Annotated in this window: 10 protein-coding genes; 6 read left to right on the top strand and 4 right to left on the bottom strand. The window is 73.3% G+C overall.

From position 1 onward, the window contains the following. Nucleotides 1-44 precede the first annotated feature (44 nt). A complete protein-coding gene (locus O7600_RS27500; protein WP_281591298.1) occupies nucleotides 45-713 on the top strand; it encodes a 50S ribosomal protein L11 methyltransferase in 669 nt (222 codons plus the stop codon). A 9-nt stretch (nucleotides 714-722) separates the two neighbouring features. Then, entirely contained in the window at nucleotides 723-1,886 is a 1,164-nt protein-coding gene (locus O7600_RS27495; RefSeq protein ID WP_281591297.1) for a cytochrome P450, read from the top strand. Between the two features lie 90 nt (nucleotides 1,887-1,976). Here O7600_RS27495 and bioD read toward each other — a convergent pair whose 3' ends face one another. Next, nucleotides 1,977-2,702, bottom strand: coding sequence for a dethiobiotin synthase (gene bioD, locus O7600_RS27490; RefSeq protein ID WP_091579249.1), 726 nt, complete (start codon nucleotides 2,700-2,702; stop codon nucleotides 1,977-1,979). Continuing rightward, nucleotides 2,699-3,844 carry an 8-amino-7-oxononanoate synthase gene (locus O7600_RS27485; RefSeq protein WP_281591296.1) on the bottom strand — a complete coding sequence of 382 codons (1,146 nt, stop codon included), beginning with the start codon at nucleotides 3,842-3,844 and terminating at the stop codon, nucleotides 2,699-2,701. Before O7600_RS27485 ends, bioD begins: the two co-directional genes overlap by 4 nt. A 144-nt stretch (nucleotides 3,845-3,988) precedes the next feature. Between O7600_RS27485 and bioB the strand changes: the two genes are divergently transcribed. Genes bioB through O7600_RS27470 form a run of 3 tightly spaced genes read left to right on the top strand, consistent with a single transcriptional unit; the run spans nucleotide 3,989 to nucleotide 5,717 of the window. Then, nucleotides 3,989-4,984, top strand: coding sequence for a biotin synthase BioB (gene bioB / locus O7600_RS27480; RefSeq protein WP_281591295.1), 996 nt, complete (start codon nucleotides 3,989-3,991; stop codon nucleotides 4,982-4,984). A 7-nt stretch (nucleotides 4,985-4,991) separates the two neighbouring features. Continuing rightward, nucleotides 4,992-5,207: a hypothetical protein gene (locus tag O7600_RS27475; protein WP_281591294.1), complete on the top strand. Its 216-nt coding sequence runs from the start codon at nucleotides 4,992-4,994 to the stop codon at nucleotides 5,205-5,207. 3 nt (nucleotides 5,208-5,210) lie between these two features. Further along, nucleotides 5,211-5,717 carry a GNAT family protein gene (locus tag O7600_RS27470; protein ID WP_281591293.1) on the top strand — a complete coding sequence of 169 codons (507 nt, stop codon included), beginning with the start codon at nucleotides 5,211-5,213 and terminating at the stop codon, nucleotides 5,715-5,717. 77 nt (nucleotides 5,718-5,794) lie between these two features. Here the strand turns inward: O7600_RS27470 and O7600_RS27465 are convergent, their stop codons facing one another. After that, on the bottom strand, nucleotides 5,795-8,236 hold the full coding sequence (locus O7600_RS27465; RefSeq protein ID WP_281591292.1) for a non-reducing end alpha-L-arabinofuranosidase family hydrolase: 2,442 nt from the start codon (nucleotides 8,234-8,236) through the stop codon (nucleotides 5,795-5,797). Between the two features lie 231 nt (nucleotides 8,237-8,467). Next, entirely contained in the window at nucleotides 8,468-11,335 is a 2,868-nt protein-coding gene (locus O7600_RS27460) for a glycoside hydrolase family 9 protein (protein ID WP_281591291.1), read from the bottom strand. A gap of 431 nt (nucleotides 11,336-11,766) precedes the next feature. Here O7600_RS27460 and O7600_RS27455 point away from each other — a divergent pair, with 431 nt between their 5' ends. After that, the gene (locus O7600_RS27455; protein ID WP_281591290.1) at nucleotides 11,767-13,332 is read left to right on the top strand and encodes an aldehyde dehydrogenase family protein; all 1,566 of its coding nucleotides are present in this window, start codon (nucleotides 11,767-11,769) and stop codon (nucleotides 13,330-13,332) included. The last annotated feature ends 177 nt before the right edge of the window (nucleotides 13,333-13,509 follow it).

Raw genomic sequence — 13,509 nt, 5'->3', positions numbered from 1 at the left:
CGCCCGGGATCGGCGCGTCGACCGCGGTGGGACACAATCGGTCGGTGTCCGAGCTGTCCGCCGCGTTCGTCCGCCTGCACGCCCGCCTGGCGCCGGTCGCCTTCGTCCCCGAGGTGCGGTTGCACCAGGCCGACGAGCCGATCGGCCTCTGGGAGCTGACCGAGGGCGAGTTCCACAGCGCCCAGCCGCCGCCGTTCTGGGCCTTCGCCTGGGCTGGCGGCCAGGGCCTGGCCCGCTACGTGACCGACCACCCCGAACTGGTCGCCGGCCGCCGGGTCCTCGACCTGGCCTCCGGCTCCGGCCTGGTCGCCATCGCCGCCGCGCGGGCCGGCGCGGCCGCCGTCCGGGCGGTCGAGGTGGACGAGCGGGCCGTCGCGGCCGTCGCGCTCAACGCCGAGGCCAACGGGGTACGCGTCGACGCCGAACTCGGCGACATCCTCGACTCCGACGCCGGCGACGCCGAGGTGGTGCTGGCCGGGGACGTCTTCTACAGCGAGGCGATGGCCCGCCGGATGCTGCGCTTCCTGCTCCGGGCCGCCCGGGCCGGCGCGCGGGTGCTGGTGGGCGACCCGGGCCGGGCGTTCCTGCCCCGCGAGCGCTTCCACGAACTGGCCGCGTACGACGTGCCGGTGTCCGAGGCGCTGGAGAGCGTACGGGTGAAGCGCACCACCGTCTGGGAGCTGGACCCGAACCCGCCGGGAGCGCGCCGGTAGCGTCGGCGCGTGCTGTTCCGGGGCTGGGGGAGGTCCGTCGACGGACCGTGGCCGGACCTGGCCACCGTGGTCGACCACGTCGGCGTGCCGCACCTCGTGGTGACCCGGCACGCGCTGGTGCGCCGGGTGCTCGCCGACCCGGTGACGTTCCGGCCGGACAACGCGCTCGACGCGGTGACCCCGATCCCGGTGGCCGCGCTGCGGGTGCTCGCCGGGCACCGGTTCCGGTTGCCGCCGACACTGGCGAACAACGGCGGCGCCAGCCATCCGGAGATCCGGGGCATCGTCGCCGACGCGCTGCACCCGCAGCGGGTGGCCGCCCAACGTCAGTGGCTGACCGCGCTGGTCCGCGAGCGGGTGGCCGGGCTGACGGCCGCGCTCGACGCCGGCCGGCCGGTCGACCTGTACGCCGATCTCGCCGCCGACCTGCCGCTGTTGGTGCTGGCCCGGCTGGTCGAGCTGCCGGACGCGCCGGTCGGCGCGGTCAAGGACTTCGCCCGGGCCGCGCTGGAGCTGTTCTGGGCGCCGCTGGACCCCGCCCGGCAGCTCGCGCTGGCCGCCGAGGTGGGCCGGTTCCACACCGTGCTGCGCGGGTTCGCCGCCACCGGGGGCGGGCTCGCCGCGCGCCTGCGTGCCGCCGGGCACTCCCCCGACGTGGTGGTCGGCGCGCTGTTCTTCCTGCTCGTCGCCGGCCAGGAGACCACCTCGCAGTTCCTCACCCTGCTGCTGCACCGGCTCACCGGCGAGCCGGCGGTACGGGCCGGGCTGCGCGCCGGTGAGATCGGCGTGGACGACGTGGTCGAGGAGGGGCTGCGGCTGGAGCCGCCGATCGTCACCTGGCGGCGGGTGGCCGCCGTCGACACCACGCTGGGCGGGACGCCGGTGGCGGCGGGCACCAGCGTGGTGGCCTGGCTGGCCCGGGCCGGCCGGGACCCAGCCGTGGTCGACGCGCCCGGCGAGTTCCGCCCCGGGCAGCCCGGCTCGCGGCGGCACCTGGCGTTCGGCGCCGGCCCGCACCGCTGCGTCGGCGCGCAACTGGCCCGGATGGAGGCCGCCGTGGTGGTCGCCGAGGCCACGCCGCTGCTCGACGGCGTGACAGTGGTCCGTCCACCGTGGTGCCCGGACAACCTCACCTTCCGGATGCCGGACGCGTTCGTGGTCCGCCGCGCCTGACCGCCCGGCGTTCCGCGCCTGACCGCGCAGTGTTAAAAGGGGGCCCTTCCTCTACCGGAGGCGTTAAGAAGGGGCCCTTCCTTACGCAGGTCAGGTCTCCTCGGCCCACGCCCGCCAGTCGTCGAGCACCCCGTAGAGGGCGGGGGTGAGCCACCCGGGGGCGGACCGGCGGAACACGCCCGGGTCCATGCCGCCGGCACCGGCCGGGACCGCGCCGAGCAGGTTCGGCACCAGTTCGGACAGGTTGAGCCAGTGCACCAGCTCCGGCTCCGCCGGCCAGGCGCCGATCACCACGCCGGCCGGGACGGCCCGCCGCTCCAACGCCTCCAGCGTCAGCGCGGTGTGGTTGAGCGTGCCCAGCCCGGCCCGGGTCACCACCACCGCCGGCGCGCCCAGGGACACGGCCAGGTCGGCCACCGTCCAGGGCTCGCCGGACGGACGCAACCCCATCGGCACGAGCAGCCCGCCGGCACCCTCGACCAGCACCAGGTCGTGCTTGTCGGCCTCCTCGCGGATCGCGTCGACCGCGGTGTAGAGCTCCAGCGGCGGCAGCTCGGCGACCCGGGCGGCGGCGAGCGGGGCGAGCGGGTCCGGGTAGCTGGCCAGCGTCCGGCCGGTGAGCGGGGCGGCCAGCCGGGTCACCGAGTCGACGTCGCCGGGCTCACCGGTGGCCGTACCGGTCTGGCCGGGCTTGACCACCGCCACCCGCAGGCCGGCGGCCTGCGCGGCGGCGGCGACGGCCGCGGTCACCACGGTCTTGCCGATCTCGGTGTCCGTGCCGGTCACCAGCACCGGTCCGGTCCAGCCGTCGCTCATGAGACCTCCCGCGCACACGCCACGATCACGTCCAGGGCCCGGGCGAAGTCGGCCCGGTCCACAGCGGCGCCGATGGTCAGCCGCAGCCGGGACCGGCTGTCCGGCGTGGACGGGGGTCGGAAGCAGCCGACCGCCACACCCCGGTCGCGGCAGGCGGCGGCCCAGGCGGTGGCCGCCTCCGGGCCGGGCGCGGTCACCGACACCACCGCCGCGTCCGGGGCGGAGACCGACAGTCCCGCCGCGCCCAGCACCCGCACCGCGAGCGCAGCCCGGTCGGCCAGCTCGGCGCGGAGCGCGTCCCCGGCACGGGCCAGCCGCACCGCGGCGCGTACCCCGGCCGCCACCGCCGGCGGCAGCGCGGTGTCGAAGATGAACGTGCGTCCGGTCTCCACCAGGTGCCGGACGAACTCGGCCGGCCCGGCGACCACGCCGCCCGCCCCGCCGAGCGCCTTGGACAGCGTCGCCGTGACCACCACGTCCGGCGCGCCGGCCAGCCCGGCGGCGGCCACCCCGCCGGCCCCGGCCGGACCGGTGACGCCGAGCGCGTGCGCGTCGTCGACCAGCAGCAGCGCGCCGTGCCGGCGGGCCACCGCGTGCAGCCGCGCGAGCGGGGCCAGGTCGCCGTCGACCGAGAAGACCGACTCGGTCACCACCACCGCCGGTCGGCCCGGCGCGGCGGCCAGCGCCGCCTCCACCGCCGCCACGTCCGCGTGCGGCGTCACCACCGTCTCCGCGCCGGAGATGCGGCAGCCGTCGATCAGCGAGGCGTGGTTGTGGGCGTCGGAGACGAGCAGCGTACGCGGCTGCGTCAGGCCCCGAACCGCGGCGAGGTTGGCCAGGTAGCCGGAGGAGAACACCAGCGCCCGGTCGACACCGAGCCAGCCGGCCAGGTCGTCCTCCAGCGCGTGGTGCAGGTCGGTGGAGCCGCGCACCAGGCGCGACCCGGTGGCGCCCAGCCCGTACCCGGACAGGGCCCGCGCGGCGGCGGCGGTGACCTGCGGGTGGGTGGCCAGGCCGAGGTAGTCGTTGCCGGCCAGGTCGACCACGGCGTCGTCGGCGGCCCGCGGGCGCAGCGTGCGGGTCAGACCGGCCCGGGCCCGCAGCTCGGCCCGGCGGTCCAGGGCCGCCAGCCAGTCCGCCACCTGCCGTCCCCTCCCGCCGACTCCCCGCCCCGCCGGGCGCTTCCGCGGGGCGAAGTTACCACCCGGGCGGACCGCCCCGGCGTGGCGCGGTCCCGGCTCGCCAGCGGTTTCCCGGTGTCTCGGCGGCCTGTTAGGTTACGAGCCATGCCAGAGATCCTCGACCAGGCCCGGACCCGGGTGCTGGAGAACGGCGTCGGCCTCGACGAGGCCGGCATCCTCGCCGTGCTGAACCTGCCCGACGAGCACCTGCCCGCCGCCCTCCAGCTCGCCCACGAGGTCCGGATGCGGTGGTGCGGCCCGGAGGTCGAGGTCGAGGGCATCGTCTCGCTGAAGACCGGCGGCTGCCCCGAGGACTGCCACTTCTGCTCCCAGTCCGGCCTGTTCACCTCGCCGGTGCGTTCGGTCTGGCTGGACATCCCGGCGCTGGTCGAGGCCGCCAAGCAGACCGCGGCGACCGGTGCGACCGAGTTCTGCATCGTGGCCGCCGTGCGCGGCCCGGACGCCCGGCTGATGACGCAGATGCGCGAGGGCGTGGCCGCCATCCGCGCCGCCGTCGACATCCAGGTCGCCGCCTCGCTCGGCATGCTCACCCAGGAGCAGGTCGACGAGCTGGTCGAGATGGGCGTGCACCGCTACAACCACAACCTGGAGACCTGCCGCTCCTACTTCCCCAACGTGGTCACCACGCACTCGTGGGAGGAGCGCTGGGAGACGCTGCGGATGGTCCGCGAGTCCGGCATGGAGGTCTGCTGCGGCGGCATCCTCGGGCTCGGCGAGACGGTCGAGCAGCGCGCCGAGTTCGCCGCCCAGCTCGCCGAGCTGGACCCGCACGAGGTGCCGCTGAACTTCCTCAACCCGCGACCGGGCACGCCGCTGGGTGACCGTCCGACGGTCGAGGGCAAGGACGCGCTGCGGGCCATCGCCGCGTTCCGGCTGGCCATGCCGCGCACCATCCTGCGCTACGCGGGCGGCCGTGAACTCACCCTCGGTGACCTCGGCACCCGCGACGGCCTGCTCGGCGGCATCAACGCGGTCATCGTCGGCAACTACCTGACCACGCTGGGTCGGCCGGCGACCGACGACCTGAAGCTGCTGGACGACCTGAAGATGCCGGTGAAGGCGCTCTCGGCGACCCTGTGAGGCAGCGGTGACCGAACTCTCCCCCGTCACGGCCCTCCCCGCCGTGCTCTGGTGCGACAGGTGCGGCGAGTCGGTGGCGGCCGGGCCGCACCCGGCGTGCGCGGCGGCCCGGGCGCTGGAGCCGCCGCGCTGGTGCGCGTCCTGCCGGCGGCGGATGAAGGTGCAGGTCGTGCCGACCGGCTGGTCGGCGGTCTGCGTCGAGCACGGCGAGCGGCGGGGCTGAGGCGTGCTGCGGGGACGGGCGGTGACGCTGCGGCCGGCGACGGACGCCGACGTGCCCGCGCTGGCCGCGATCCGGGCGACCCCGGAGGTGCGCCGCTGGTGGCGCGGCGGCGACGACCTGGCCGGGGCGGTCCGCGCCGACCTGGCCGACGAGGCGCTCGCCGTCTACGCGATCGAGCACGAGGGCCGGTTGGTCGGCGCGATCCAGTGGTATGCCGAGACCGACCCGGACTACCGCCACGCCAGCCTGGACATCTTCCTCGACCCGGCGGCGCGCGGCGCCGGGCTGGGCGGGGACGCCGTCCGCACGCTGGCCCGGCACCTGGTCGACGAGTACGGCCACCACCGGTTCACCATCGACCCGGCGGCGGCGAACACGGCGGCGATCCGGGCGTACGCGAAGGTGGGGTTCCGCCCGGTGGGCATCATGCGCCGTTACGAGCGCGGCGTGGACGGGCGCTGGCACGACGCGCTGCTGATGGACCTGCTCGCCGAGGACCTGCCCGGCTGAGTCAGCCCGGCGGTCCGGTGACGGCGTGCCCGGCACCGCACGGGTGCCGGGCACGCTTTCCTCGAACGGTGTGGCGCCTAGCGCTGGAGGGTCAGCACCGCCGGCCGCCACGGCAGCAGGTTGTAGTCGCCTCCCGCACTCGGGTTCTTGCCCTGGTAGAGGAACTGGAGGTTGCAGGCGTCGACGGTCTTGGTCTGGTCGGGGTTGGTGCGGACCAGGTCACCGTGGCTGATGTCGTTGGTCCAGGTCGCGCCGCTGTTGGCCTTGCCGGCGAACGGGTTGCTCTCGCTGGCGGCCTGCGGGGTCCACGTGCCGTTCAGGCTGCTGGACGTGAACGACCGGAAGTAGCGTCCCTGGCTCCCGATCGCCTCGACGATCATGAGGTACTGGTTCTGGCCCGCCACCTTGTAGACCTCGACGCCCTCGAACAGGTTGTTGGTCGAGTCGGTCATGATCGTCGTGTAGCTCGAACCGAAGCTGCCCGGGAAGTTCCCGAGCGGCATGCTCGACCGGTAGATCTTGCCGTTGTCCCCGGCGAAGAACAGGTACATGTTCTGGTCGTCGCCGATGAGCGTCTGGTCGATCACGCCGTACGGGGCGTCGGGGAGCGTGGCGGTGGAGAGCGTCTGCGCCGAGGACCAGCCGTTGGCGTTCGTCGGGTCGCTCGACGTCTTGTAGCTGAACGAGGTCGGTCCCCACTGGTACGCCAGCACCCAGATGTTCTTCGGCGCGAAGTAGAGCAGCGTGGGCGCCACCGTGCCCTGGCTCATTCCGGTCTGACTGGCCGAGGCCATGTCGGACCAGTTCGTGAACAGGCTGAAGTTCATCGAGCCGTACTGGCCGCTGCTGTTGACGTTCGACCCGTAGACGAGGTGCTTGCCGTTGTAGACCACGTTGGTGAAGTCCTTGAGCGAGACCCAGCCGTTCTGCGGGTTGGTCAGCGCGCCGGTCGACGACCACCGGTAGGTCGACGGGAGCGCACACCCGCCCGGCGGCGGCGTCGTGGTCGGCGGCGGCGTGGTCGGGGACGGCGAGGTGCCACCACCGAAGTCGGTCCGCCACTGCTGGTTGGCCTGCCCGTGGCAGTCGTAGAGCTGGATCTGCTGGCCGTTGCCGGTGCCCCAGACGTCCAGGCACCGGCCGGACTGCACACCGCTGATGGTGCCGTTGGCGTTGACGTTCCACTGCTGGTTCGACTGGCCGTTGCAGTCCCAGATGATGATGGCGGTGCCGTTCCCGGTGGCCGCGCCGTTCGCGTCGAGGCACTTGCTGCCGTAGACCATCAACTGCTTGCCGGCGGTGTACGTCCACTGCTGGTTCGACTGGCCGTTGCAGTCCCAGAGCTGGACGCGGGTGCCGTTGGTCTGGGTGGCGTTGGGCACGTCGACGCACCGGCCCGACTGCGCTCCGACGATCCGGCCGGCGCCACCGCTGGGCGGCGGTGCCGTGGTCGGCGTCGTGGTCGGCCCGGAGGTCGGGGCGGCGGCGTTGAGGGCGTTGAGGACCGAGGTGTACGCGGCCTTCTTGTTGCCGCCGCCGTCGAACAGCAGCGGGTTCTCGTTCGAGCGCCAGGAGTCGCTGTCGCGCACGCCCCACACGGTGATGCCGATGCAGCGCGGCACGTTCATGCACGCCTGGGTCAACCCGGCGTACTGCGAGGTGGAGGCGTTGGTGACGTCGACCTCGGTCAGCGCCACGTCGACGCCGAGCGCGGCGAAGCTGGACAGTGTGGTCTGGAAGTTGCCCGGCAGGGAGCTGCCGCCGGTGAAGTGGGTCTGCAACCCGACGCAGTCGATCGGCACGCCCCGGGACTTGAAGTCCTGGACCATCCGGTAGACACCCTGCGTCTTGCCGTAGGACCAGTTCTCGATGTTGTAGTCGTTGTAGCACAGCTTCGCCGACGGGTCGGCCGCCCGCGCGGTGCGGAACGCCACCTCGATCCAGTCGTTTCCGGTGCCCTGCAGGTTGGAGTTACGGCGACTGCCGTCCTCGTTGAACGCCTCGTTCACCACGTCCCACGCGGCCAGCTTGCCCCGGTAGTGACCCATCACCCCGTTGATGTGATCGATCATCGCCTGACGCAGGTTCCCGCCACTGAGACTCTGCATCCAACCCGGCTGCTGCGCGTGCCACGCGAGAGTGTGACCTCGAACCTTCAGGCCACGCTGCGTCGCCCAGTTGTAGATCTGGTCCCCGGCGGAGAAATTGAACTGACCCCGCTGCGGCTGCGTCGCGTCCGGCTTCATCTCGTTCTCAGCCGTGATCATGTTGAACTCACGCGCCGCGATCGTGCTGTACGTCGAGTCGTTCAACCGGTTCGCCGCGATCGCCGTGCCGAAGTAGCGACCCGACTGCGCCGCCGCCGCACCGAGCGTGCTCGCCGCGGCGTTCGCCGACGGCATCACGACCGCGACCGCGGCGGTGGTCACGACGCCGACCACGCCGGCGAGCAGCGCTCTGACGGCGGGCGACCGCCGCCGCCTGTTCCCGCCACCGGGAACGGATGGGCTGATTGCCACCTTGGCCTCCTCACTGGCCCGCACCCGGGCCGTCGGAGTGCCTACGACCGGACGCCCTGGTTAGAGATCGATCAACATCGATGCTTACATCGAGTCCCGGTCCGGGACAACAGGTTTCGGAAAAGTTTCGGAAACGTGTGCCCGGGCCCCCGGTCCCGCGCCGCGGGAGAGGCGGCGTGGCGTGGTCGGCCACCCGGGTACGGTGACCGACCACGCCCGCCGGCCCGGCGCTCAGGAAACGGCGCAGGCGACCCCGTTGAGGGTGAAGGCCGACGGCCTCGGGTTGGTGCCGGTGTGGGTGCCGTTGAAGCCGAAGCTCGTCGACGCGCCCGGGGCGAGGGTTCCGTTGTAGGACAGGTTCGACGCGGTCACCGCCGCCCCGGTCTGGGTGACGTTCGCCGACCAGGCCTGCCCGACCTTCTGCCCGCCGCTCGGGAACGTGAAGGCCAGCGTCCAGCCGTTGATCGCCGTGGTGCCGGTGTTGGCGACGGTGATGTTCGCGGTGAACCCGGTGTCCCAGGTGTTCGCCGTCCAGGTCACCGCGCAGCCGCCGCCGGTCGGCGGCGCCGTGGTGGTGACCGTGACCGGCGGCGAGGCCGGCGAGACGTTACCGGCCGCGTCCACCGCGACCACGGTGAAGGTGTACGCGGTGGAGGCGGTCAACCCGGTCACCGTCAGCGTGGTGCCGGTGGCGGAGCCGACCAGGACGGTCCCGCCCCGGTAGACGCGGTAGCCAGTGACGCCGACGGCGTCGGTGGCCGGGCCCCAGGTCAGCGTCAGGCCGGTCGGGCCGACCGCGGAGGCGGTGGGCGTGCCGGGCGCGGTCGGCGGGGTGGTGTCCGGCGCCGGGGCGGCCGGCGTGGTGACGGTCAGCGCCGCCGACGACGCGGACCGGTTGCCGGCGCCGTCGAGCGCGCGCACGGTGAACTGGTACGTCCGCTCCGGGGCCAGCCCGGTCACGGCGAGGGTGGCCCCGGTCGAGGCGGTGACAACCGGGTCGGCGCCAGCCGAGGTACGGGTGACCTCGTAGCCGGCCAGGCCGCTGCCACCGGTGTCGGTGGAGGCGGGCCAGGTCAGGGTGAGGCCGGTGGACGTGACGGCGGAGGCGACCGGGGTGCCGGGGACGCTCGGCGCGGTGGTGTCCGGAGTGGCCGGGCCGGGCTCCTCGCCCCAGACGCGTACGCCGCCGGAGTACAACGGCACCTTGCGGTTCGGCCCGGCGGTGGCCTGGTACGACGGGTCGTTCGTCGGGTCCCAGGTGCCGCCCTCCGGCACGCCGATCTTGAACTGGACCTCCATCCGGTGCTGCGACTGCCCGGCCGGGGCGATGGTGTAACCGGTGCAGTCGACCTCGACGTACCAGATGTCGCCGGAGAACTGCTTGGCGGTCGACGGCGACGGGCAGCCCTGGGTGTAGCCGGGCGTGACCGTGACCGGGCCGGAGCCGTCGGGCCGGAAGTAGTAGCGGAACTTGCCGGTGGTCAGCGCCCGGGCCGGGAACGCCGACTTGTTGTAGATGATCGCCTTCAGCCCGGTGGCCCGCGGCTCGGCCTGCATGACCGTGGTCTCCACGGTCAGCTCGTCCATGTCGGGCGTCTCGGCCGACGGGAAGCCGGCGCGCGGGCTGCCGCCGTACTCGTTGGTCAGCCTGGCCAGCGCGGAGGTGAAGCCGGCGTTGTAGTCGGTGGCCACCTCGTTCATCACGTAGTCCGACCGGCTGTCGGTGTACGCGTCGTTGGCCGCCGACGGGCCGCCGACCAGCGCGCCGTAGAGCACGTGCCGGGTCTCGGTGGGCACGGTCTGGCTGTCCCACCAGGAGCCGTGCGCGGTGCGGTGGTGCGGGTTCTTCGGCGAGTTCGCCCCGAACCCGATCATGTAGCTGGAGTTACGCGGGTTGTCGCCGAGCGCGTAGTCGACCTGCCGGACGGCGAAGTCGTGGTAGCGCGTCTTGCGCGTGGCGTCGGTGGTCCGGTCGCTGTAGACCAGCGCGGCGAACGCGGTGTTGGCGGCGTAGCGCAACGCGCCCCAGGAGTCGAGCACCGCCATCCCGCCCGGCGAGTACGGCACCTTCTGGCCGTTGACGCCGACGGTCCAGTAGTCGAGCCACCGGTTGGCGTCGTCGACGTACTTCTGCTTGCCGGTCAGGTTGGCCAGCAGCACGTACGCGCCGAACTGCTTGTTGTCCCAGGCGATGGTCCACTTGTAGGAGCGGGTGGTGGACTGCGGCTCGGTGCCGAGCCGGTCGTACTCGCTCTCGGCCTTGGCCAGGTAGGTGGCGTCGCCGGTGGCCCGGTAGAGCCAGATCGCGCCCCAGACCAACTCGTCCTGGTAGCCACTCCACGACTTGTAGAACGACGCCGCGTCGGTGATGCACTCGCTGTAGCTCTTCCGCACCGTGTCGGCGAACGTGTAGAGCTGCTTGGCGTGGCCGAGCAGTTTGTCCGCGTAGGCGGCGTCGGTGGGCCGGAACACCAGGGACGAGGCGGCCATCGCGGCCGCCGTCTCCCCCGCCAGGTCCGCACCGCCGCAGCTCGCGTCGATCTTGTACGCGGGCCGCGCCATCGGCATCACCTCGGCCGGACCCCACCACTTGTGGTCGTCGTCGCCCTTGCCCACCTGGCCGTAGAGGACGTTCGGCGCGGGGTGCGCCTTGACGAAGTAGTCGTTGACGAAGCGCAGGTTGTTGAGCAGGTGCGTCAGCTGGCCGGAGGCGACGTACCCGTCGCGGTACTCGACCGCGCCCCAGGCGAGCATGGTGGCGCTGAACGCCATCGGGAAGCCGAACTTCACGTGGTCGCCGGCGTCGTACCAGCCGCCGGTCAGGTCGACGCCGACGTCGGCCCCGTCGGTGAGCCCCGAGTCGCCGCGCCAGGAGACCCGGTTCCAGGAAGGCTTGCGGCCGGACTGCTGCGCCTCGTAGAAGAACAGCGACTTCTGCAACGCCTCGGCGTAGTTGAAGGCGGGCGCGGCCTGTGCGGCGGCAGGCGCGGCGGCGGCCGGGAGTGGGGCGACGGTGGCCAGCGCGGCCACCAGCGCTGCGCCGGCGGCGAGCCACCGGCGGGACGGGCGACCGCGCGGCGGCGGGGTCGGTCGAAGCATGGCGAGCTCCTGTGGAGGGTGCCGCGTGGCGGCCCGAACCGGCGGGGACGTGCCGCCCGGGCCGCCGCGCGGCGGTGGTGGTGGGGTGGACCGTGGAGGCGCGGGAGCGCTCCCATGGATAAGCGACAATGTAATGGCGTGCGCGGCGGTTTGGGAAGACGGACGGCGGCCGGACCCGGGCCGCCCTACCCATCGGTAACCCCGATGGAGATGAATCACATCATCGATGTTCATGGATTATTTCAGGGCGAATTCGCAGCTCAGGCCCGGTCCGTAAACGCCCGCAGCGAACGCGGAGGCCGACGGGAAGCGGCCTCGCGTCCTGGCATACGAGCGTACGGTTGCCCGCCCGATCGGCTCCGCGGGACAGTACGCCTCACCAGCGGTGCCATCGACGCCGCCGCTCCCCCGGACAACCTGAGGAGATCGCGATGGCCCTTCGACTCGCCGACGGCACCTCCTGGTCCGACACCCTCGCCCGGGCCGTGGCCGCCACGCCCGAGGCCTTCGACACGAGCGCCGACGGCGGCGCCACGCTGCACAACCTCGTGGAGGGCCAGTGGCGGGCGCTCGGCACCCCCACCGCGGTCCGCAGCCCGGTCGACAACACCACGCTGGTGAACCTGGCCCGGCTCGACGCCGACGCCGCCCGGGCCGCGGTCGCCCACGCCGCCGCCGCGCACCGGGAGTGGGCCCGGACCCCGCTGGCCGAGCGCACCGCCCGGGTCACCGACGCGCTCGACGCGCTCACCGCGCACCGTGACCTGCTCGCCCTGCTGCTGGTCTGGGAGATCGGCAAGCCGTGGCGGCTCGCCTGCGCCGACGTGGACCGGGCGCTCGACGGCGTGCGCTGGTACGTCGGTGAGATCGAGCGGATGCTCGCCGACGGCCGCGAGCCGCTGCCCGGCCCGGTCAGCAACATCGCCTCCTGGAACTACCCGATGAGCGTGCTCGTGCACGCCGAACTGGTGCAGCTCCTGGCCGGCAACGCGGTCATCGCCAAGACCCCGTCCCAGGGCGGCGCGGTCTGCCTCACCGTCGCGCACGCGCTGATGCGCCGGGCCGGGCTGCCCGCCACGCTGGTCTCCGGCAGCGGCGAGGAACTGTCCGAGGTGCTGGTCCGCGCGCCGGAGATCGGCGCGGTGGCGTTCGTCGGCGGGCGCTCCAACGGCGGCAAGGTCGCCGCGGCGCTGCTCGACTCCGACAAGCGGCACTTCATCGAGCAGGAGGGCCTCAACGCCTGGGGCATCTGGAACTTCTCCCAGTGGGACACGCTCGCGGCCCACCTGAAGAAGGGCTTCGAGTACGGCAAGCAGCGCTGCACCGCGTACCCCCGGTTCGTGGTCCAGCGGGACCTGGTCGACGAGTTCCTCGACATGTACCTGCCGGTCGTCCGCTCGGTCCGCTTCGGCCACCCGCTCGCCGTCGGCGACGAGTGGTCGGCCGGCGACCCGCTGCCGGAGCTGGACTTCGGCCCGCTGATCAGCGCGGCCAAGGCCGACGAGCTGCGGCGCAAGGTCGACGAGGCGGTACGCGGCGGCGCGGTGCCGCTGCACCGGGGCAAGCTCGACGGGGCGCCGTTCCTCGACGGGCAGGACACCTCGGCGTACGTGGCCCCCGCCGTGCTGCTGGCCCCGCCCGGCCGGTCCCGCCTGATGCACGCCGAGCCGTTCGGCCCGGTGGACACCATCGTCGTGGTGGACACCACCGACGAGCTGCTGGCCCAGATGAACGCCTCCAACGGCGCGCTTGTCGCGTCGCTGGCCTGCGACGACGAGGAGCTGGCCGGCAAGCTGGCGGTCGACCTGCAGGCGTTCAAGGTGGGCATCAACAAGCCCCGCTCCCGGGGCGACCGGGACGAGCCGTTCGGCGGCCGCGGCGCTTCCTGGAAGGGCGCGTTCGTCGGCGGCGACCTGCTGGTCCAGGCGGTCACCGTGGGCGGCGACCGACGCCTGTACGGCAACTTCCCGGACTACAGCAGCTACCCGGCCACCTGAGCCGTCCCGACACACGAACGGGGCCCCCGCACCGGGGGCCCCGCCGTGTCACCGTCCCCCGCATCGGGAGTCGGTCCGGGTGGCGCACTGGGCGCCGGTTGCGGCCGTCCGGTCGTGCCCCTCGGGCGCGCCGCGCCGTTGCGGCTCACCTCCGTGGTCGGACCGGACGACCGTCAG

Source organism: Micromonospora sp. WMMA1998 (assembly GCF_027497375.1).
GTDB classification, from domain to species: Bacteria; Actinomycetota; Actinomycetes; order Mycobacteriales; family Micromonosporaceae; genus Micromonospora; species Micromonospora sediminicola.
This window is presented reverse-complemented; position numbering and strand designations above follow the sequence as displayed.